The 20,600-nt window shown below is 59.4% G+C and carries 18 protein-coding genes and 2 pseudogenes; 7 read left to right on the top strand and 13 right to left on the bottom strand.

Going from position 1 to position 20,600, the window contains the following annotated elements; translation table 11 throughout:
* Positions 1 to 168 precede the first annotated feature (168 nt).
* From L6D63_RS07070 to L6D63_RS07060, 3 genes are all read right to left on the bottom strand, one after another.
* Positions 169 to 2,550 (bottom strand): DUF3772 domain-containing protein, encoded by a 2,382-nt coding sequence (locus tag L6D63_RS07070; protein ID WP_131671369.1) that lies wholly within the window; start codon positions 2,548 to 2,550, stop codon positions 169 to 171.
* A gap of 158 nt (positions 2,551 to 2,708) precedes the next feature.
* The gene (locus tag L6D63_RS07065; RefSeq protein ID WP_131671370.1) at positions 2,709 to 3,545 is read right to left on the bottom strand and encodes a PhzF family phenazine biosynthesis protein; all 837 of its coding nucleotides are present in this window, start codon (positions 3,543 to 3,545) and stop codon (positions 2,709 to 2,711) included.
* Positions 3,546 to 3,615: 70 nt separating this feature from the next.
* Entirely contained in the window at positions 3,616 to 4,113 is a 498-nt protein-coding gene (locus L6D63_RS07060) for a GNAT family N-acetyltransferase (RefSeq protein ID WP_236170296.1), read from the bottom strand.
* A gap of 218 nt (positions 4,114 to 4,331) precedes the next feature.
* Between L6D63_RS07060 and L6D63_RS07055 the strand changes: the two genes are divergently transcribed.
* Complete coding sequence (locus L6D63_RS07055) at positions 4,332 to 5,060, top strand: class I SAM-dependent methyltransferase (protein ID WP_047293777.1); 729 nt, start codon at positions 4,332 to 4,334, stop codon at positions 5,058 to 5,060.
* Between the two features lie 26 nt (positions 5,061 to 5,086).
* Here the strand turns inward: L6D63_RS07055 and L6D63_RS07050 are convergent, their stop codons facing one another.
* Complete coding sequence (locus L6D63_RS07050; protein ID WP_131671371.1) at positions 5,087 to 5,245, bottom strand: DUF2986 domain-containing protein; 159 nt, start codon at positions 5,243 to 5,245, stop codon at positions 5,087 to 5,089.
* 48 nt (positions 5,246 to 5,293) lie between these two features.
* Entirely contained in the window at positions 5,294 to 5,992 is a 699-nt protein-coding gene (locus L6D63_RS07045; protein ID WP_047293778.1) for a phytanoyl-CoA dioxygenase family protein, read from the bottom strand.
* 278 nt (positions 5,993 to 6,270) lie between these two features.
* Between L6D63_RS07045 and L6D63_RS07040 the strand changes: the two genes are divergently transcribed.
* Complete coding sequence (locus L6D63_RS07040; RefSeq protein WP_095669010.1) at positions 6,271 to 6,966, top strand: tRNA (adenine(22)-N(1))-methyltransferase; 696 nt, start codon at positions 6,271 to 6,273, stop codon at positions 6,964 to 6,966.
* Between the two features lie 73 nt (positions 6,967 to 7,039).
* Positions 7,040 to 7,519: a MerR family transcriptional regulator gene (locus L6D63_RS07035; protein WP_047293783.1), complete on the top strand. Its 480-nt coding sequence runs from the start codon at positions 7,040 to 7,042 to the stop codon at positions 7,517 to 7,519.
* A 15-nt stretch (positions 7,520 to 7,534) separates the two neighbouring features.
* Here the strand turns inward: L6D63_RS07035 and L6D63_RS07030 are convergent, their stop codons facing one another.
* The gene (locus L6D63_RS07030) at positions 7,535 to 8,539 is read right to left on the bottom strand and encodes an acetoacetate decarboxylase (ADC) (protein ID WP_131671372.1); all 1,005 of its coding nucleotides are present in this window, start codon (positions 8,537 to 8,539) and stop codon (positions 7,535 to 7,537) included.
* Between the two features lie 37 nt (positions 8,540 to 8,576).
* Positions 8,577 to 9,368, bottom strand: coding sequence for a type 1 glutamine amidotransferase domain-containing protein (locus L6D63_RS07025; RefSeq protein ID WP_095669013.1), 792 nt, complete (start codon positions 9,366 to 9,368; stop codon positions 8,577 to 8,579).
* 194 nt (positions 9,369 to 9,562) lie between these two features.
* On the opposite strand from L6D63_RS07025, the gene L6D63_RS07020 reads away from it, so the two are divergent.
* Together L6D63_RS07020 and L6D63_RS07015 are read left to right on the top strand one after the other, a co-directional pair.
* A complete protein-coding gene (locus tag L6D63_RS07020) occupies positions 9,563 to 10,642 on the top strand; it encodes a saccharopine dehydrogenase family protein (RefSeq protein ID WP_131671373.1) in 1,080 nt (359 codons plus the stop codon).
* A 74-nt stretch (positions 10,643 to 10,716) separates the two neighbouring features.
* Positions 10,717 to 11,949, top strand: a pseudogene (locus tag L6D63_RS07015) (NADH:flavin oxidoreductase/NADH oxidase family protein).
* A 149-nt stretch (positions 11,950 to 12,098) separates the two neighbouring features.
* Here L6D63_RS07015 and L6D63_RS07010 read toward each other — a convergent pair.
* Positions 12,099 to 12,491, bottom strand: a complete 393-nt coding sequence (locus L6D63_RS07010) for a MerR family transcriptional regulator (RefSeq protein WP_131671375.1) — start codon at positions 12,489 to 12,491, stop codon at positions 12,099 to 12,101.
* Positions 12,492 to 12,565: 74 nt separating this feature from the next.
* Between L6D63_RS07010 and L6D63_RS07005 the strand changes: the two genes are divergently transcribed.
* On the top strand, positions 12,566 to 13,645 hold the full coding sequence (locus L6D63_RS07005; RefSeq protein WP_131671376.1) for an SDR family oxidoreductase: 1,080 nt from the start codon (positions 12,566 to 12,568) through the stop codon (positions 13,643 to 13,645).
* A 176-nt stretch (positions 13,646 to 13,821) separates the two neighbouring features.
* Here the strand turns inward: L6D63_RS07005 and L6D63_RS07000 are convergent, their stop codons facing one another.
* From L6D63_RS07000 to L6D63_RS06985, 4 genes are all read right to left on the bottom strand, one after another.
* Positions 13,822 to 16,212 carry a TonB-dependent siderophore receptor gene (locus L6D63_RS07000; RefSeq protein WP_095669017.1) on the bottom strand — a complete coding sequence of 797 codons (2,391 nt, stop codon included), beginning with the start codon at positions 16,210 to 16,212 and terminating at the stop codon, positions 13,822 to 13,824.
* A gap of 118 nt (positions 16,213 to 16,330) precedes the next feature.
* A complete protein-coding gene (locus L6D63_RS06995) occupies positions 16,331 to 17,311 on the bottom strand; it encodes a FecR domain-containing protein (protein WP_095669018.1) in 981 nt (326 codons plus the stop codon).
* Positions 17,298 to 17,813 carry a sigma-70 family RNA polymerase sigma factor gene (locus tag L6D63_RS06990; protein ID WP_095669019.1) on the bottom strand — a complete coding sequence of 172 codons (516 nt, stop codon included), beginning with the start codon at positions 17,811 to 17,813 and terminating at the stop codon, positions 17,298 to 17,300. Before L6D63_RS06990 ends, L6D63_RS06995 begins: the two co-directional genes overlap by 14 nt.
* A gap of 204 nt (positions 17,814 to 18,017) precedes the next feature.
* Positions 18,018 to 19,139, bottom strand: a complete 1,122-nt coding sequence (locus L6D63_RS06985; RefSeq protein ID WP_131671377.1) for an SMP-30/gluconolactonase/LRE family protein — start codon at positions 19,137 to 19,139, stop codon at positions 18,018 to 18,020.
* A 277-nt stretch (positions 19,140 to 19,416) separates the two neighbouring features.
* Here L6D63_RS06985 and L6D63_RS06980 point away from each other — a divergent pair.
* Positions 19,417 to 19,842: pseudogene (locus L6D63_RS06980) on the top strand (saccharopine dehydrogenase); the annotation flags it as partial.
* A 50-nt stretch (positions 19,843 to 19,892) separates the two neighbouring features.
* Here L6D63_RS06980 and L6D63_RS06975 read toward each other — a convergent pair.
* A complete protein-coding gene (locus tag L6D63_RS06975; RefSeq protein ID WP_095669021.1) occupies positions 19,893 to 20,357 on the bottom strand; it encodes a thiol-disulfide oxidoreductase DCC family protein in 465 nt (154 codons plus the stop codon).
* Positions 20,358 to 20,600: the final 243 nt, after the last annotated feature.

The following is a 20,600-nucleotide window of genomic DNA, read 5'->3' as shown; positions in this document are numbered from 1 at the left end:
CGCAATCCTGCAATCACCACAAAGCCCTGTGGGAGCTGGCTTGCCAGCGATGGGTCCGTGTCAGCCACCACCCGTGCAGACTGACGCACCGCCATCGCTGGCAAGCCAGCTCCCACAATAATCTCGGCCAGTAACCAAGTCCGTGTACACCGCAAAACCTTTTAGGGGTCACGGGCTCGACGCCGGTTTCGCCAGCGCAATCCCCTCATCCCCCAACCGCTTGAGAATCTCGAACAGCAGATCACTCTTGGTCCCGCCGACGATCCGTGGGCTGCCGACATAGCCCGTCACCGTCAAGGTGATGCCATCGGGCGAGAGCTTGCTGAAGCGTACGTACGACGCTGGTTTGTCGAGGATGTTTTCGTTTTCGCGGTAGGTGTTCAGCAGCAGTTCCTTGACCTTTTCCGGGTCGATGTCCAGCGGGAACATCAGCTCCAGGCTCGCCACCCCCTGGGCGCTGCCGCCAAGGGTGACGTTGCGCAGGTTCTGCGAGATCAGTTGTGAGTTGGGCACGATCACGATGGAGCGGTCGCTGAGCTGGATTTCCGTGGCGCGCACGTTGATCCGGCGGATATCGCCTTCGACGCCGCTGATGCTGATCAGGTCGCCGACCTTCACCGGGCGCTCGGTGAGCAGGATCAGCCCGGAGACGAAGTTCTTGACGATCTCCTGCAAACCGAAACCGATCCCCACCGACAACGCACTGACGATCCACGCCAGATTGGTCCAGCGCACGCCCAGTGACGACAGCGTCAGGAGGATGACCGTGGCATATCCGATGTTGGAAAACAGCGTGCTCAACGACGCGCACATGCCCGGATCCATGTCGGTCTTGGGCAGGAATTCGTTGTCGAGCCAGCGGCGCAGGGCGCGGATCAGGTAGATACCGATCAGCAGCGCCAGCACGGCATTGATCAGGTGCGCAGGGACGATGTTCAGCTTGCGCAAGCCGGCGCCACCGAGAATGCCCAGGACATTGCTGGTCAGTTGCCCGAACGTGGTGCCGATGCCGCCGACGAACAGCGTGATGACCGCCAGCAGCAACAGCCCGGCGCGGCTGGCACCGGACAGCACAATCGAGATCTGTTCCAGCCGTCGGTCGCCCAGGCCCAAAGTCTGCTTGAGCGTCTTGCCCGCCGAGTAGCGCGGCGAGAACAGGTACTCGCAGGCGTCCTTGACCACCTGCACCAGTAAATAGAACCCGGCCAGCACGATATAGGCCCATACCAGCTCAAAAGTGATGAAGCGGGCCAGCGACACGTAGCCGGTGAGCAAGGCCAGCGCCGACACGCCCATGCACACCGTGGCGATGCTGTAGATCGCTCCGGCAAACGTGCTGGCGGCCTCCGGTTCATTGGCGCTGATCAACGCCTTGCGCACTTTGCCGACGCGCAACAGCAACGGCACCAGAATCACGATCACCACGATGGCAATCACCCCGCGCTGGGCGATCACGATCTGGCTGCTCATGCCGGTGGCGTTGCTGACTTGCACCAGCGTCACCAGCACCAGCAGGGTGGCGGCGAGAATCCTCGGATAGGGGCGCAACGCCAGCGCCACCGAATCGGCCATCGACGGCAGCCGCCATGAAGGATGCTGGGTCGACAGCAGTGCGCGGCTCAACGCGGTGATCAGGACGCAGGCGTAAACGGCTTTTTCGAATTCTTCGGAAAAAGTCTGCAGCACTGGCGTCAACGGCTCGTGACGGGTGCAGGCATAGAACAGCAGGTGCAGGGCGATGGCTGTGGTGCCCAGGGTCGCCAGCGCCGAGGCGAAGGCCAGCGCGCTGCGACGCAGGCGACCTTCCGGCATGCGGTGGATGCACAGCCAGGTCAGGCCACGTTCGGCGAGTCGGCGGCCGACCGTCCAGAAAGCCAACGCCAACAGCACCAGCACACAGGTGAAAAACCGTTCCCCCGGGGCCCAGACGGTGGCCCAGGTGAGGTTCACCTGATCGATGAAAAACTTCAGGCGCTGACGATCATCCGGTTCCGGCACCACCAGCGGCGACCAGAAGGCCGGGCTCAGAATGCTGTCGGTGCGCAGCGTCAGTTCGCTTTCGAGCAATGTGCGGCGAATCCCGGCAATTTGCGTGATCAGCTCGGCTGCGCTCTGCTTGAGCGCGGCAAGGCTTTTGAGCGTGGCATCGACCTTGTTTTTTTGCTCGTTGAGCTGCGCCCGTTGTGCGGCGATTTCCGCCTGTTCGGCGGCAATCTGCGTATCCGGTGCGGCGCCGAGCACCCCCAGTTGCACCGCCAGTTGCGCCTGCTGCGGCAACAACGATGCGGACAACCGATCGACATCCAGAATGAACGTCTGCACCCGGTCCTGCGGGCCTTCGAGCTGGTTGTAATTGTTGGCGGCGGAAATCTGCTGCTTCAGTCCGTCGAGACGCAATTGCAAGGCTTGCAGATCACTTTGCGAGACCTCCACCAGCGGCGCCGCAGTGGTCGCCGAGGGCGCCGGCAAATCCGCCGCGCACAGCAGCGAACTGCCCGCAGCGAGCACGGTCAGCGCGACAAAAAACAATGCCTTCAATGTGTTGCGCATCGGAGGGGCCGGTTCTCGTTGATCACACAATCTATGAGGTTAGGTGATCGAACCGGGCACGGCGGAAAATTTCCGGTTAGCAGGGCGGGGGCGCCGTAGGGCGTGCGTGTTTTGCTGTAGTTGTCCTCATAATGCCGCAGCCTGGCATCCATGGCTCATCAAAACACCACCCGGCCGGAAATGCAGTGCTGAACGGCACCGCCGACCCAGACGGTGCCGTCCACGTTCTGGATGTGCAATCGGCCGCGGCGGCCGATGGCGGTGCCTTGGCTCACGGTGTAGCGGTCGCCAAGGATGCCTGAGTCGATCAGCCACTGAGCCAGGCTTGCATTGAGGCTGCCGGTGACGGCGTCCTCGGCGCATTCCTCGCCCATGAAGGCTCTGACTTCCACGTCCGTTTCAGCGTCTGGACCCGCCCACGGCGCAATAACCCCGACATTCAGCCCCCGCAGCGCCGCGTAATCAGGCTTGATCGCCAACACGTCTTCGCGACTCGCCAACAACACGCCTGCCCAACCCGGGCCGTTATCGACCCATTGGCTCGCGCGGATCTGCCCGGTGGAGAGGCCGAGTCCTTGTTCGATCAGGTTGAGCGTCGTTGCCTCCAGCGGCCCGCTGCGCACCAATGGTGGCGCGGAGAACGCCAGTTGCGCACCTTGTTTGCGTACCCGAATCAAGCCCGCCGGGCACTCCTGAATAATCTCGACCTGCTCATGGTCGTTGTTCTGCGCGAGCCACACTTTGCAGCTGCCCAGGGTCGGATGCCCAGCGAAGGGCAACTCTCGCAACGGTGTAAAGATGCGGACACGGTAGTGCGCGTCCGGCGCCTCGGGCTTCAACAGAAAAGTGGTCTCACTGAGTTGCGTCCAGCGGGCGAACGCCTGCATCTGCTCGGTCGTCAGCCCATCTGCATCCACCACCACGGCCAGCGCATTACCTTCGTAGGGGTGATCGGCGAATACGTCGACTTGTTCGAACTGCAGCGAGCGTGTCATTGAATGTCCTTGCAGGTTGAGTCAGGGAAGGTCTTTTACGCCGAAGGATTCGGATCACGGCTGCTGACTGTCAGGCGCCGGTCCATGACATTTCGATATGCGTGTCGGTTGCGCCAGTCCGGCGAAAGCCCAGTCGTTCATAGAGCTTCTGCGCCAATGTGTTCGTGCGAAAAGCGCCCAACTGCAAAGGCACCTTGCGGGCAGCAGCTTGCAGCTGGAGGTTCCTCAGAATGCGCGAGCCAATGCCTTTGCCTTGGTACGCCTGCGAAATAGCGATGTTCTGAACATGGATTCGATCTTCTTTGTCCAGAATCTGCACGTATCCAACAATCCGGCCATCTTGTTCAATAATCGAAGTGGCTGCGCAGGCGAATTCCGCTGTGAAATTTGCCCGTTGCCACTTCTCATCCCAGCCCCATATTTTTTCGATGTGCTCGCGAAAGACTGCTCGATGCAAGTCAAAGAGGGTTGTCTGGTCACCATCGGTGGCGGGGCGTAGCGTCATGCGGGTCTCTGATTTGTGCTTTTGGCTGTTGCCGAGGCTAGCGGCTGCAACAATAAACGGCAATTCGGATTGATCATGGCCGCAGCATCTGACTGCCCCCGGACAATCACAACGCCACCCGCTCCACAAGCCTGCTGAACTCCAGCGGATGACCGGGGAATTTCGCCGGTTATAAGCTACAGCCGATCCCTATTCCCGGCAGGAATGTGGCCCATGAAAACATTCGATTTTTCTCGTCTCGTTTCCCGGCGTAGCGTGCCCCAACGACAAGGAGAATCATCGTGGCCTCATCCTCGACCAACCCTGCAGCAAAATTCGACACCTCGCGCGCCAGCGAGTACGCCAGACAGAGCCGTATCGCACTGGCCGGTTACGACGCCTGTCACGATCTGGCGGCTTGCATGTTGGCGGCCACGCTCGGCCCGGCGCGGGCGGCAAACGTGCTGGTGGTGGGCGCGGGGGGTACGGCGCAGGAAATCATCGCAATGGCCGCGCTGGAGCCGGACTGGCGTTTCACCGCTGTCGATCCTTCGGCACCCATGCTGGACGCCGCGACGCAGCAATTGCAGGCCCATGAATTACTGCACAGAACGCAGCTGCATCTCGGGCATGTCGATGACTTGCCGGCCGCCCCATCCTTCGATGCGGCAACATTGATCGGTGTGCTTCATCACCTCAAGGGTGATGAACCCAAACAACACATCCTGTGCTCGGTCCAGGCGCGGCTGAAACCGGGCGCACCGCTGATTGTGGCGGGCAATCACTACGCCTATGCCAGCCAACCGTTATTGCTGCAGGCGTGGGGGCAGAGATGGCGGCAGCAAGGCGCGAGTGCTGAGGAGGTGGCCGCCAAGCTCGGGAAAATCCTGCAGGGCGCGGATCCGCCGCATTCCGAAGCAGCGGTTCAGGCGTTGTTGCATAAGGCGGGATTTGGCCAGGCGACGCGCTTTTTCAGCAGTCTGTTCTGGGGCGCGTGGCTGGCGTGCCGACTGCCTGTCTCAGCCGACTGAGTGTGATCGAAACCTGAATTGCAGAATCAGCTCTCGCCGCTCTCAACCGGTTCGGCCGCCGCTTCGGCAGCCATCTTTGCGCGCTCGGCCTTGCTGATGTATTTGGGCTTTTTCGGCGCCAGTTTGGCGCTGGCCTTTTTGGCCTTTTCCTTGAACAACTGCTGCAGTTTCTTTTGGCGGTTCATGTTTCTACTCGGTGAAGTGGAGCCGGGCATGTGCCCATCAAGCGCGCATTAAATCCGGGTCGCAGCCATTTGGCGAGCCTGTTGCAGCAATGCGGGATCAAACTGCTCACGGGTGTCCATTCGCACACCGCGCAAGCCCGCTGTTTCCAGCTGCGTCCTATACAGCGCCTGCGCGCAATAGTTGATCAGAATAGAGCGCCGACGTGCGCCATTCACATTGCGACTGCCCGCGTGGAGCAGATCGACGTCAAACAGCAAAATGTCCCCCGCAGTCCCTGAAAGCTGCACGACAGCAGTCTCGTCGTTGGGGTCGAATGGTGGCTGTTGTGGTGAAGGTCGGTGACTGCCCGGGACGATGCGCGTGGCGCCGTTGTCGGGGCCGTAGTCGTCGAAAAAGGCGATGGCGTTGACCATGTCGCCGGGCCGCTGGATCGACAAGTCGCGGTGCAGTTGCTGATGGCCTCCGCCGGCAAGCGGTTCGCGACCCTCGACCTGGGACAGGAAGAAGCGTTCGCCGATCAACTCGCCTGCCACCGTCAGAACCTGCGGCAGGCGACACACCGCTTGCACCGTTGCATCCAGGTCCAGCAGCGAATGGCGCCAGTCCATGCCGCGCGGTACCGGCCAGTGTTCCGATGCTTGCACATTCGCATCGAATATCGCGCGCAGGTCGGCGAGCCAATTCCCCGGGATCGCATCGCGCAGCAGCGCGTAACCTTGCCGGTGAAGCTGCTCGCGCTCGATCAAGGCTTCGGTAACGTCAGGAAATCGCTGGTCAGCAGCGCGCCGAGGGCTGTGTTCAAGATTGATCTTTTCCAAGAGTGCATGGGTTGTTTTGAGACAGGGCTGCGCGCAGATTCGTAGACCGGTTGCCATGAGGATAGCCGACGCATGCGCCTCTGCATCGAGGCTACGTCGGAACACCGGCGCGCGCGTCCGGATTTGAAATACCCGCCACCGCCCGCTAGAGTCGCGCCCCTTGTCCGGCCAGCAGCGCCGGCGATGGCTGGGGAAGAGGGCGGCAGTTGAACGAACACACATTGTCCATGCGACTGGAGCGGGTGGCGGCGCATGTACCGGCTGGCGCGCGGTTGGCGGATATCGGCTCGGATCACGGCTATCTGCCGGTGGCCCTGTTGCGCCGTGGCGCCATCGTTGCGGCGGTGGCCGGCGAGGTAGCGCAGACACCGTTCCATGCCGCGGTGCGCACGGTGCGCGACAACGATCTTCAGCCGTTCATCACTGTGCGTCTGGCCAGTGGCCTGGCGGCGATCGAGCCGTCCGACGGGATTACCGCGATCAGCCTGTGCGGCATGGGCGGCGAGACGATTCGTGACATTCTCGACAGCGGCAAGGCGCGTTTGCGCGGCCACGAACGGCTGATCCTGCAACCCAACGGCGGCGAGCAACCCCTGCGCCGGTGGCTGATGGATAACGGTTACCGCATCCTCGATGAGGAAGTGCTGCAGGAAAACCGTTTCTTCTACGAAATCATCGTCGCCGAGCGCGGTGCCCCGGTGAGCTACAGCGCCCGACAGTTGTACTTCGGCCCATTGCAGATGCAGGCGCGCAGTCCGGCATTCCTCGCCAAATGGCAGCGTCTCTTACGGCAGAGACAGAAAACGCTGGCCAGTTTCAAACAGGCGCGCCAGGAAGTGCCCGGGGAGAAACTGGAAGAAATTTCGCTACAGATTCAGTGGATCACTGAGTTGCTGGCTTGATCTGCCGAGTTGGCGCTTGCGCTCCTTCAGGTTTAAAGTCAGCTTCAAGGTTAACGTGCTTGCGGAGTCGGACATGAGAATCGGTGAACTGGCAAAAATCAGCGGACTGGCGCCGTCGCGCATCCGCTTCTACGAAGCGAGCGGGTTGATCACTTCGGTCGCGCGCAAAGCCAATGGCTATCGCGATTACGCCCCCGACACACAGTGGGTGTTGCATATCATCACCGGCGCGCAGGCGGCAGGTTTTTCCCTGGAGGAAATCCGTCAGTTAATGCCGATGAATGCCAACGGTTGGCAGCACGACCAATTGCTCAGTGGCTTGAAGCAAAAGGTCGATGAAATCGAGGTGCTGCAGCAACGGCTGGCGCAGAACAAGGAACAACTGCTGCTGGTCATCAAAGGGATCGAGGGCAAACCTGCGGGGATGGCGTGTGCGGACAATGCGCAGAGGCTGATCCAACGGCTGTGCGAAGAAGGCGTGGCTTCTGCGCCCGACAAGCAGCCAGCAGCTGCGGCAAGAAAAACCAACGCCCGTCAGGCATCCAGAGCCTGACGGGCGTTACCGCTTTCAGCGCTTGCCAACCAGCGTGGCAAGCGGTTTTGGCGCATAGAGCGCACTCTGGAACTCAGGGACATATTCGTACTTGAGCATTTTCCCCAGCTTCAAATCGCGCAGATAATTAGAAAGGCTGCCATCGCCCAGCGTCAGCGTGGCGGCATCCGCGTCCCGGCTGGAACCGTGGCTGAGCTGGCGCGACACCGCGTAGCCATAGGCCAGTTGGCCCTGGTGATCGAGGTTGGTGAAACTGCTGGTGACGATATCCTCATCGCGCGACAGTTTGTCGAGCTTCTTCGCGGTGAAGGACACGTCCGGTTTGCCGGTCTGGCTGTCACTGATCTCATAGATCACGGATTGCCCGTTTTCTTTGCGATCAATGCCGGTCAGCCACTTCGGCAGGTTGTAACCGACCACTCCGCGCACCCGTGCCAGCTCGGTATTGACCGGCAACTTGAGCACATAACCCCAGAAATCTTCTGACATCGACTGGCCAATCAACGTGAGCGGTCCCAGGTTGGTTTTGCCGGGTTTGTTGGTAATGATCGACACGGCTACTTCGTTATAGGCATCGTTATCGCAATGCTCGTAGGTGTACGCAGTAAACGCGATCAAGCCACGTCCTGGCCAGACTTGCAACGGCTGCACGGTGGCCAGTATTTCCGGCGGCATCAACGCCCGGAGCCGGTCGAGGTCGGCTGTGTAGATCGCCGTGACACGACTGTTCTGGTAGTAAAAGTTTGGCGAAAACGACTCGAAGCCGATGTCGACCTTGTTCTTCGCCATGCCCTTGAACCAGCTCAAATCAACGCCCGGGACTTCGGCCGCAATCACCGACAACGGCGGATTGGAGCGAAAGCGGTCATACAGGCCACCCTTGACGACGGGGACTGAATGGCCGGCAATGTCGATGGTGGTGGTCTCGGTCAGATCGGGCATTTCAGGTGTCTCCGCCAACGCAGCGTTGGCAAAAGTGGTGATCAGCAATCCTGTTAAAACGGCGCTCGCGACTTTCAATCGGACTTTCTCCGGTGGGTAGGCACTACAAAAAGATTCAGCGCGTTCGTTCGCCGGCGCTGAGCACCGCCATCACGGCTTCAGCCACGGCCTTGGGCGATTGAGGGTTCTGGCCGGTCACCAGTCTTCCATCGGTAATGGCAAACGAAGTGAACGGCAGCCAGCCCTTGCGGTAGCGCGCGCCCTGGCTCACCAGGCGGTCCTCAAGAAAGAACGGCACCTGATTTTTCATGCCCGAGAGCAGCTCTTCGCGGTCGGAGAACCCGGTGATGTTTCGACCCTTGATGATCAACTGGCCTTGGCTGTCTTTCAGATCCAGCAGACCCGCCACGCCATGGCACACGGCCGACACGATGCCGCCCTGGTTGTAGATGGTTTCGGCGACACGGCGCAGGTCAGGATTGTCGGGAAAGTCCCACATGACGCCATGGCCCCCGGTGAAGTAGATGACGCCGAAGCGGGACGGATCGACCTCGGCGATCGGCAGCGTATTGGCCAGGCGCGCGCGGAAGGCCGGAGACTGCAGATGCTCCCGCGCAGCCTTGTCCATGTACAACCAGCCCAGACTGCGTTCGTCCAGAGGCACCGCGCCACCCTTGGGGCTGGCAAACACGGTGGTGTAGCCGGCGGCTTCCACCACATCGGTGAAGTGGGTCAACTCGGTCAGCCACAAGCCGGTGGTATCGGATCGCGAGGGATAGCTGGCGTGATTGGTCATGATCACCAGGATCTGGCGATCCTTGATCGCCGCCGACTCAGCATTTGCAAACGTCATGAAAGCACCACCTATCAATAGCAGGGCAGAGGAAACAAGGGTCTTGAGCATCATCCGGGCTCCATCGAGCAAGCAGGTCAGCGCATGCTCACCTTAAACCTCACTTTAAGGTCAACCCCGCTGCTGCGAATAATTTGTGCTGATGCCATCGGACTTTTGCTTGACCCTCAACCTGACTTTAACGCTAGCGTCTGAAGCTGATTGGGCAAGGCAATAACGCCGGTCATCAATCCACTCAGGAGCCAGGCATGAGTCAGCAAGACCAACCGGATACACCGATGAAATGGATGATTTATGGCGCCAACGGCTATACCGGCGAACTGATCGCTCGCGATGCCGTCAGGCGTGGACTCAGGCCGGTGTTGGCCGGACGTAGCCGCGACAAGGTCGAAGCGTTGGCCCGGGAACTGGGTCTCGAAGCCCGGGTGTTCGGTCTGGACGACCCTGCGCGGTTGCTGGCGCAGATCAAGGGCCACGGTTTGATTCTGCATTGCGCGGGGCCGTTTTCCGCGACCGCCGCGCCGATGATCGAGGCCTGCCTGCGGGCCGGCGCGCACTATCTGGACATCACTGGCGAGATTGCCGTATTCGAACATGCGCAGTCCCTGAATGAGCGGGCGCGGGCAGCAGGGTCAGTCATTTGTCCCGGCGTCGGCTTCGATGTAGTCCCGACCGACTGCGTTGCCGCCGCCCTGAAAGACGCGCTGCCGGATGCGACGCATCTGGCGCTGGGCTTCGATTCACGTTCGAGCTTTTCACCCGGCACTGCCAAGACTTCAATCGAAGGCCTGGCGCAGGGCGGCAAGGTCCGACGTGACGGCAAGATTGTTTCCGTGCCTCTGGCCTATCGGGTACGGCGTATCGATTTCGGTGTCGGGGAGAAGCTGGCGATGACCATCCCCTGGGGCGATGTGTCCACCGCCTGGCACACCACCGGCATCGCCAATATCGAGGTGTTCATACCGGGATCGGCGGGGATGATTCGCGGCGCCAGGCTCGCCAACTGGATTCGTCCGTTGCTGGGACTGTCGTTTGTGCAGCGGCTGCTCAAGGCGCGCATCGGCAAGACAGTGACCGGTCCGGATCAGGCAAAACGTGCTGACCAAGGCACCTATGTGTGGGGCGAGGCCCGCAATGCGCGCGGTGAAAGCAAAGTCGCTCGCGTGCACACCGCGAACGTTTACAGCCTGACGATCGACGCTGCGTTGGCGGTGGTCGGCTATCTGTTGCGGACAACACCACCCGGCGGTGCCTACACACCTGCGCGGTTGTTGGGCGCGGATCTAGTGACGCACTTGCCAGGGTCGAGCGAAATCAACATTGAATGATCTTGAAAAAAGTAATTGACCTTAAAGTTGACTTCAATCTTATGGTGGCCTCATCTCCAGTTGAGGACTGCACCATGAATGTGTTCGACCCCCTGACCCTACCCAACGGTTCAACCATCAAAAACCGCATCGCCAAAGCCGCCATGGAAGAAAACATGGCGGACGCCGACCAGGCGCCCTCCGCAGAGCTGATGCGTCTGTATCAGGCGTGGGCCGATGGCGGTGCCGGGCTGATCATCACCGGCAACGTGATGGTCGACGGCCGCGCGATGACCGGGCCGGGCGGTGTGGTGCTGCAAGATGATCAGCAACTCGACAAGTTCAAGCGCTGGGCGCGGATCGGCCGTTCTGCCGGTGCCCAGTTCTGGTTGCAGATCAATCACCCGGGGCGCCAGATGCAGTCCAACCTCGGGCAGAAAACCTAGGCGCCATCAGCGGTACCGCTGGACCTGGGCAAACTGTCCAAGCGTTTCGCCACGCCCCACGCCATGACCGCCAGTGTGATTGAGGACGTCATTCAGCGTTTTGCGCACACCGCACGCCTCGGTGAACAGGCCGGCTTCACTGGGGTGGAAATCCACGCCGCCCACGGCTATCTGTTGAGCCAGTTTCTCTCGCCACTGACCAATCAAAGGACGGACGAGTGGGGCGGCTCTCTGCAGAACCGCGCGCGGTTGTTGGTCGAGATCGTCAAGGCAGTCAGGGCCGTGGTTTCTGCAGAGTTTGCCGTAGCGGTGAAACTGAATTCTGCCGATTTCCAGCGCGGTGGATTCACCGCTGACGACGCGAAAAAGGTCGTTGAGCTGCTCAACGATCTGGGCGTGGATCTGGTGGAACTGTCCGGTGGCAGCTACGAAGTTCCGGCCATGCAAGGTGAGGCGCGCGATGGTCGAACTCTGGCTCGCGAGGCCTATTTCGTCGAATTTGCCCGGGACCTTCAGACCGTTGCCAAAATGCCAGTGATGGTCACCGGCGGCATCCGCCGTCGTCCGGTGGCCGAAAGCGTCGTGCACAGTGGTGTGGACATGGTCGGCATCGGTACCGCGTTGGCCATCGATCCGTACCTGCCGCGCGACTGGCAGCAGGGCAAGGACAACGCCCCGCAATTGCCGCCGATCACTTGGAAAAACAAGGCCGTTGCCGCCCTGGCGAACATGGCGGTGGTGAAGTTTCAGCTGGGCAAACTCAGTCGGGAAAAAAAGCCTGAGCCGAACGTGTCACCGTTGCGCGCGCTGATACTGCAGCAGATCGGTATGGCGTTTCGCACTCGGCAATATCGGCGCTGGGTGGAAAAGCGTTCGGCGTGAGTCGCAAGGCACTTCAATCGTGACGTTGGCGGACGTTCTGACGAGAGCCCGCCCACGTCAACCAACGACAACGGGTAGTCGATTCGCGATCGAAATAATCGCGACATCACACTTTGTGCAGGAGCCTTCCCACGCGAGTTGCCGTAGGTTCAATGATTGGCAGCGTCGCTCAACTGTTGAAGCTCAAGTTGCCTGGCAGCACTCGCTTCGAGGGCCGCACGCTCTACATCCAGGTACCGATGAATGCTTTGGAGGTTGGCGATTTTCTGTTTGATTTCGGCCATCTTCTTTTCAATCAGCTTCGCGCCGTCAGCACAATCGATCAGCTTGTTGCGCTGCGCATCCAGAATCTCGCCTATTTCCCCCAGGGAAAATCCCATGCTTTGCGCGCGCTGGATAAAGTCCAGATCCTGTAGGGTTCGCTCGGTATAGACACGATAATTGTTGGTTTGCCGCAGCGGTGAGATCAGGCCGATCTGCTCGTAGTAACGCAAGGTATGACGGCTGGCGCCGCTGCGAGCCTCGAGTTCGCCGATTTTCATGAAAACACCGCTTGACTGTAGAGTTGGGTCGATACTTTACGCTGGATTTCTCACCTTCAACAAGGAGTAGGGAAATGAGCGTGGAGTGCTTTGTCACGGGGGGTACCGGCTTTATCGGTCAACATTTGCTGGCGAACCTGAGTGCAAAAGGTCACACCCTTCGGGTGTTGATGCGTCGCCCGGAGCGGCTGGCTGCGTTGCGCGAGCAAGTTGATAATTTGGGCGGGTGCGCGGCACGGGTATTTGCCGTAGCTGGCAATCTGGAACAGGACAATCTCGGGTTGAGTCTGGCTGATCAGGAAGTGCTGAGGCGCGCCAGTGTCATTTTCCACCTGGGCGCCCACTTCGCATGGGGGCTTTCGGTGGAGCAGTCTCGTGCGGTGAATGTGGAGGGAGCAAAGCGCGTGGCGCTGTTGGCGGCTGAGCAAAAAAGCCGTTTAGTGATGATCGGCGGCTACATGCTGAACAATCATGAACATTTGCAACGCATCGGCATTGATCCTTGTCAGCCGGAGTTGACGAACTGGCCCGCCGTCTACCGGCGTGTCGGTGGTTACGAGGCAAGCAAGCTGGAGGCGCATTTTGCGACCCAGCAGGTCATGTCCGCCAAGGGCGGGGAGATGACCGTTGTCCACCCTGCGACGGTCTGTGGCCACAGCCGCACCGGGCATATCCTTGACGGTCAGCCGCTGGTGGCGCTGATACGCAACCTGGTGCAGGGCAAGATGACTGCAGTGCCCGGTACCGCCGAGCACTGGCTGCCACTGGTCACCGTGGATTATCTGGTCGAACTGGTGGCTGTTTGTGCTTTTGATCCTGCCATGGTGGGCGAGGAACTGCTGGCGCTTGATGATCAAACGCCAAACTTGCGAGAACTCCTGGCACAGGTGGCTAAACCTTTGGGCTTGAAGTCTCCCAAACATCACATTTCACTTCGACTGCTGAAGTGGCTACTGAGTATTCCTCCGGTCGCGTGGTTTTTGAATACAAAACCCGAAGCCTTGGACTTTATCCAGACCACTCGTTTCAACACAGCGGCGGTCGAGCGGTTTGCCAACAGGCATGGAATAGTTAAACCGGACATACGTCAGGCCTTGCAGCATACGGCAACGTTCGTCAACGCGTATTGCTTAGCCAAGGACAGGGCGCTCTGACGTTCACCGCTCTCTCGGTCAACGACAAGCGGTCAGCATGGCAGGCAGTTATAGCTGACGCGTAACGATTAAAATCGAACACCTTTGCTTCACCTTGCCGATTGATGGCCAGGTTGACGCTGCCCGCGGTAAAGCGGGCACCGCTTCCAATATGAAAAAAAGGCTTACACGCCGGCTTACCAGTTGTAACTGACTTTGGCGGTAATCTCCCGACCCGGGTTGTAGTAGTTCGCTGTGCCGGAACCGACCACGTGCTGCTCATCCAGCAGGTTGCTGACATTCACTGCAAGGTCGGTACCCTTGGCGATCTTGTAGTTGAAGGCGGCGTCGAACAGTGTGGTGCCATCGCTTTTGCCGGAGTTGGCTGCATCGAAGTAATAAGAGCCGACGTAGCGCGCACCCAAGCCAACGCTGACATCAGTGCCGGGTACGTCGTAATAACTCCAGAGCGAAGCGGAGTGCTTGGGTGCCGTGGAGAACTCATTACCCTTCAGAGAACTCCCGTCGTACAACGAACCGCGCAATACCTCGGACTCCATATAGGAATAGCCACCGATCAGGCTCAGGTTCTGCGTCACCTGCGCCTTGGCCTCCAGGTCGAGGCCGCGCGCCCGCGACTCGCCCACCGTTTGTTGCTCAATGATGCCGCTCGGCAGCACCACGGCGATGGTGACGTTTTCCTGGGTCAGGTCGTAAACGGCTGCGGAGAACAGTGCGTCCATCCCCATCGGCGCATACTTCACGCCTACTTCGTACTGCCTGCCCGTCTGCGGTGTCACCCCAACCTGCGGCGGCGAGACGGATTCCACCATGCTCACATAGGTGGACACCTCGTCGTTGACGATGTAGGTCAACGCACCTCGGTAGGAGGTTTCGGAGAAGTTGTCTTTCTCAGTGGATTGCAAGCCTTTGCTGGTCAGATCCATCGAGTCGTTGCGCACACCGCCGGTGACGATGAAACGCTCGTAGAACGACAGGTTCTGCTGAAGGAATACGGCTTTGGTGGTCGCGTCTCGCTTGTTGACGGCGTATGGCGTGATTGCGCGTGAAACGCCAGTAAACACGGGATTGGCAATGTCAATCGAGGTCGTCGGGGCGTAGACCGAGCTTTCCCTGGTTGTCGAATCGAGGTACTCCACGCCCACCAGGCTGCTGCTGTCGATGTTCTCGAAGCGGGCATCGTATTGCAGCATCAGATTGCCGTTGAACTGGTCGGCTTCGGTGTCCGTGCCAAACTGATACCGGTCAACGGTAGTGCCGACACGTGCAGCGCTGTCGCTGAGGTAAACGTAGCCGAAATCATCGGTCAACTTGCTGTAACGCAGGTTGCTGCGCAGCACGAAGCCGTTGTCGAAGTCGTGGGTGATGTTACCGCTGAGGCTGGTGCGCTCGACATCGTGAAAGTTATAGCTGGGTTCGCCATAGAACTTGCTGCGGTCGTATTCCTTGTCCAGCGGATAGCCACCGCTGTTTGGCGAACTTTCGGTCTTGAGGTAATCCAGAATCATCGTCGCCGACGTGTAATCCGTCGGTGCCCAGGTGAGGCCACCCATAAACAACTGGTTGTCGTCCTGCGAGTGATCGTACTCGCGGTCGCTGTTTTGGCCTTTGGCGGTAAAGCGGCCAGCGAGGGTTTTCTCGTCGTTCAGCGCGTCCCCGACATCGATGCCTGTCTCGACATGGTCAAACGAACCGTAGGTCACATAGCCTTGGCCAAACTGCTCGAAGCGCGGCTGTTTGGTCACAAAATTCACCGAACCACCCGGGTCCGCGGGGCCAAACAGCGTGGAGTTGGCGCCACGCAGAATCTCGATACGCTCATAAGCGAATGGATCTTCGCGTACGCCGCGCATCGAACTCAGGGTCAAGCCGTCACGGTAGGTGGTGGCCTGGAAGCCGCGGATCTGGAAATAGTCGTTGCGGTCATCCGTACCGTAGAAGTCACTGATCACGCCCGGCGTGTATTGCAGCGCCTCTTCCGTGGTGCTGACGCTGCGTTGCTCCATTTCCTTGTTGGTAACAACCGACACCGATGCCGGTGTGTTGAGAATGCTGGTTGCCACCTTGCCGCCAACCCAGAGTTCCTTGGCGACCACCGAGTTGGCGTCGTCGTCGGCACTGACCCTGACCTTGGCATTGATGATCAGGGGGGCAAGGCGGTAGTCCTCGACGTCCGTTGCGTCGAGCTCCAGCGGGCCGGCAGTCTTTGCTTGAGGGACCAGCAGGTAAGCATTCGGGCCTTGCCGTTCGACTTGCAACTCGCTTCCCTGCAGCAACAATGACAGCGCTGCCGACGTATCGAGCGTGCCATTCACGCCAGCAGTGGTGCGGTTCGCGACACTCGACGCGTCGAAGGAAAGACTGATGCCAGCTTCGCGCGCAAAGCGGTCAAGCGCCGGCGCCAGTGGGCCCGCAGCGACGTTCCACTGTTTGACTTGATTGCGCGGGGCAGCGCTCGATGTTTGCGCCAGCGACGGCAATGCGTAGATGCTGACGATCACACCCAAAATCGCACCGTGCAAGGCTCGATTTAATGGATGGCGCTGTGACACCGGGGACGAACTCATTTTCTCGCTCCAAGAAAGGACATCGGCAGACTGGCCTGTATTCCGGCCTTCCTTAGAGGTCGAACGAGAATGAGAAACCACCTCATTAATTTTCAGGTAGTAAAAGGTTTTGATTTACTCAGGTGGCAGCGGTCACGGTGACCCAAAAACGGGTCCGGTAATCTATGTGCAAGTGCAGTGACTGCGCGATCAATGCCAGAACCTGATCGTTATCGGCGAGCTGGAAGGTGCCGGAAACGCGACGATCAGCGACCTCTTCGGCGCAACGCAATACCCCGGGGCGATAACGCGACAACTCCACGATAAAATCATTGAGGCGCATATTGCGCGCACTGATCACCCCGTCCCCCCAGCTCCATAGATCAAGCCCCTGGTCACTGACCTTTCGCACGCCACTGGTTGTGAGCAATAGCTGATTTCCTGCCTCGACGCTGCGGCTTGCAGGCGTTTGACTGGAGCCGGGAAACAGCGTGACCGATCCTTCCTGAGCCGCGACCAGCGTGCCATCGTCACGTTCGCGCGCCAGAAAGCGGGAACTCTGAGCGCGCATGATCCCGTCACGTGATTGCACCCAGAACGGCCGTGCTTGAGGCGAGTGTTGATCCGCGCCGACATTTACGATGATTTCACCACGTCGCAGGATGATCAGGCGTCGCCGGGCGTCGAAATCGCTGTCGACCGCGCTATCGCTATTGAGCTGGATAAGGCTGCCATCATCGAGCTGGAACCTTCGTTGCTCGCCGGTGCTGCTGCGCTGCTGCGCAAGCATGGCTGGTACGGGTGTGTAGTCTCGGCCGAGCCAGGCTGCAGCGCCAACGGTAGCCAATATGCCCAGTAGCTTCAGGCTTTCCCGCCGCCGGATTCCATGGTTGGTGCCATTGAGGGTTTGTCGGGCCAGTTGAGGTGGCACGCCGGCGAACTCATCCCCAAGCGTTTCCACACGCTGCCACGCCAATACATGCTCTGGGCGCTGCTGCAGCCAATGCTCAAACGTATGCTGCGTTTGTTCATCGGCTTGATTGAAGCGAAGGCGCACCAGCCATTGAATCGCCTGCTCAACAATGGCCGGATCCAGCGCCTGCGGCTCACGCCTGGACATAACGCAAGCGATAGCAGTGTTGCAGAGCGGTGGCAAGGTCGCGTTCTACGGTCGCGCGGGAAACACCCAGCTTTTCGGCTATTTGCGCGCACGTCAGACCGTCGAGTCGGGCAAATAAAAAGGCCTGGCGAACTCTCGGTTTAAGCATGCCGAGCATGCGGTCTATGCGCTCAAGCGCATCAAGAATCATCAGCCGGCTTTCCTCTGAGGGAACCTCGTGTTGAGGCAGCAACATGACGCTTTCCAGGTAGGCGCGTTCGAGTTCACGACGACGATACTGATCAATCATCAGTCCGCGGGCGATACTGCTCAAATAGGCGCGTGGTTCGCGTAAGGGGCTGGACTGACGGGATTTGAGCAGTCGCACGAAGGTGTCCTGCGCCAGATCTGCTGCGTTATCGCGACATCCAGTGCGTCGGATCAGCCAGCCGTGTAACCACGAGTGGTGGGTGCGATAGAGCAGCCCTAGATCTGCAGTGCCTAGTGTTTCATCGCTGCGCATCGGAATCCCGGCAAGTATACAATTGATAATTAATCGCATTCTACTCAGGGGATAGGCCTTAGGCAAATACGGGCAAACGTCGTCATTCTGTAGAGGCTGCGGGTGGACGCGCACAATGAATGGGCTTGACTGCCGCGCAGCCTCGGATGCGCGGCAGGAGCTTGTTTCGATACTCACGGAACAATCGCGATACCAGCGTCGTTTTTACAACGCAAACGTAGTCCCACGCGTATTTACAAACAACGAGTAGATCGAGTGACTACTGGCCATGAACAGTCTATTGCCTTCGCGTCCGCCGAAGCACAAGTTCGGGCAGCGCTCTGGCAGCGAAATGTGCCCGATGGCCTTGCCCTGCGAATTGAAAACGCGCACGCCGTCGAGTTTTTCAAGGTCGGCCTTGGGATCACCATTGCCGCCCCAGCCACACCACAGGTTGCCCGCTTCGTCGCATTTGATGCCGTCAATCGCGGCATAGTCCAAGCCTTCGATGTGCTTGCGGCGTTCGCCCAGGGTGCCGTCGTCTTTCACCGCAATCGCCCAGATCAGGCGATTGGGCTTGGCGCGACCTTCGACGACATACAGGGTCTTTTCATCGGGAGAAAAGCACAGGCCGTTGGGACCGTTGAGGTCGTCGATTACCCGAGTGACTTTTTGGCTCTCGCCGTCGATGCGGTACACGGCATGGGGTTGGCTCGGGGTGACTTTGTGGCCTTCGTAGTTATTGCCGGTCTGGAATGGCGGGTCAGTGAACCAGATTGAGCCGTCACTTTTGCAGACGATGTCGTTGGGCGAGTTGAAGGGCTTGCCGTCGAAACTGTCAGCCAGCACGATGCTCGTGCCATTGTGTTCGGTGCGCGTGATGCGGCGCCCTTCGCGAGTGGTGGTGGAGCCTTCGCAAACGATCAGTCGCCCTTGGCGATCCCGGCACATGCCGTTGGAGAAGTTTGAATGTTCGCGGTACACGGTGAAGGTGTCGGTGATTTCGTCCCAGCGCATGATGCGATTATTGGGGATGTCACTGACCAACAGATACCGGCCATCACCTACCCACACCGGTCCTTCGGCCCAGCGCATGCCGGTGGCGAGTTTTTCAACACTGGCGTTGAAAATACGCAGATCCAGGAAGCTGTCGTCGAGGATGTGAATCAGTGGATCAGGGTAGCGCTGACTCAAAGGTTCGGCGGCATCGGAGAAGCGGGGCAGTGCGGCGCTGCCGACGGTGGCGAGCGTGGCGGAAACAGCGAGCGACTTTTTCAGGAAACTGCGGCGGGTATTGCCTTTCGTTTGATCAAGGCTTTCAGGCTTGGCGGACAGGAATGAGTCCATGTAGCGATCTCCGTGGTTTTATTTTTGTTGAGGAGACGTAGTAATACCCTGTGATAAGACATCGTACAAGTTGATGTGCCACCGGCAGCGCTGCATGTTATCCCAGTGACTGGAATCAATCTGGCCGATACGGCGCTGACTCTACCGACGCTGTCTTGCCTGGCCCGGTGATATCAGGGAAGCTGCGCCGAGCCCGGTTGCGGGGCAGTTGTTGAATTGTTCAGGGAAGCGTTGATCGCATTCAGGATGTTGGTGGTTGGCGGGTATGGAAACTTTGCAATCCTATGCGGTGGCCGAAAGCTGCATCGAGGCGGGCGTCAACTATTGCGATCTGGCGGACTGCCGGACGTTCGTCAATGGCATCAGCGTACTCGATGCCCGACCGAGAGAGGCCGGTGTCGCCATCCTTAGCGGTTGCAATTCGGTGCCGACGCTGTCGTCGGCGATCATCGATGAGCAGCGCCATCACTTCAAACGCATCGACTCGATCGAGCACGGCATTTCCTCGTCAGCGAAAACGCCGGGGTTGTCGACGATCGAGGGGGGGGGGCTGGCGTATGCGGGCAAGCCGATCCGCCAACTGCGCAATGGTCAACTGCATGAGGTAAATGGGTTGGTGCGTGACCACAGGGTCTGGGCCGCCGGGTTGCGTCGCTGGGGGACATGGTTTGAGCGTTTCGGTGATGGCAAAAGTGCTACGTATACGAAGATGACGCCGGGGCAGTGGCTGCAGTTGATGCTGTAGCGGAGCATTCACATTGGCGACTTGAGAAAGCGACGTTCGTGATCGGGGTCGGGCAACAGGCAGGTGTCGTACTTGCCAAAGATCCGATAACGATTCAATGCCACGCGGTCGTAGGCCCAATCTCTGAGTGCTCGTGGGAAAACTCGCAGAAGCCTGACCGGCGACCAACGAGCCGGCAGTTGTGCAATGACTTCGAAGAACGCATCCGATCGTACCCAGTAATGTTGGTCGCGGATCACCGCCATAGTGTCGAACTGATCCACCGGCAGATCGGCCCATGCCAGCAATGCCTGACCTTCTGGCGATTGCACTGCCGCCAGGCGTACCCGCTGTTTGTTGTCGTGACGAATCAGAAAACGCGCCCAGCCGTTGCATAGCTTGCAGACGCCGTCGAACAGCACCACGGTCTCGCCTGGATTAAGCAAGGGGGCGGGGGTAGGGCGGATTCGGGAGCCAGGAAGATGGGCTGTCATTGTGAGGCGTCATCCGAAGGCGGTGTCTTGGGCGATGGACTATATGCTGCGCATCCGTGGCGGTTGCGTCTATATATAGAAGAAATTTTTTGGGGGACACAGAAAACTGAAATTAACGGTTGACGGCAGATTCTGGAGGTCTATAATTCGCCCCACTTCCGGCGCAGTCGAAACGGAAAACTCCTTGAGATTCAACGAGTTACGCAGTTTTCGACGGCAGATCGCTTCAGTTCATCGAAGCCT

Origin of the sequence: Pseudomonas parakoreensis, assembly GCF_021602155.1 — a bacterium.
Lineage (GTDB): Bacteria > Pseudomonadota > Gammaproteobacteria > Pseudomonadales > Pseudomonadaceae > Aquipseudomonas > Aquipseudomonas parakoreensis.
The sequence above is the reverse complement of the archived record's forward strand: the minus strand, read 5'-3'. Positions and strand labels throughout refer to the sequence as shown.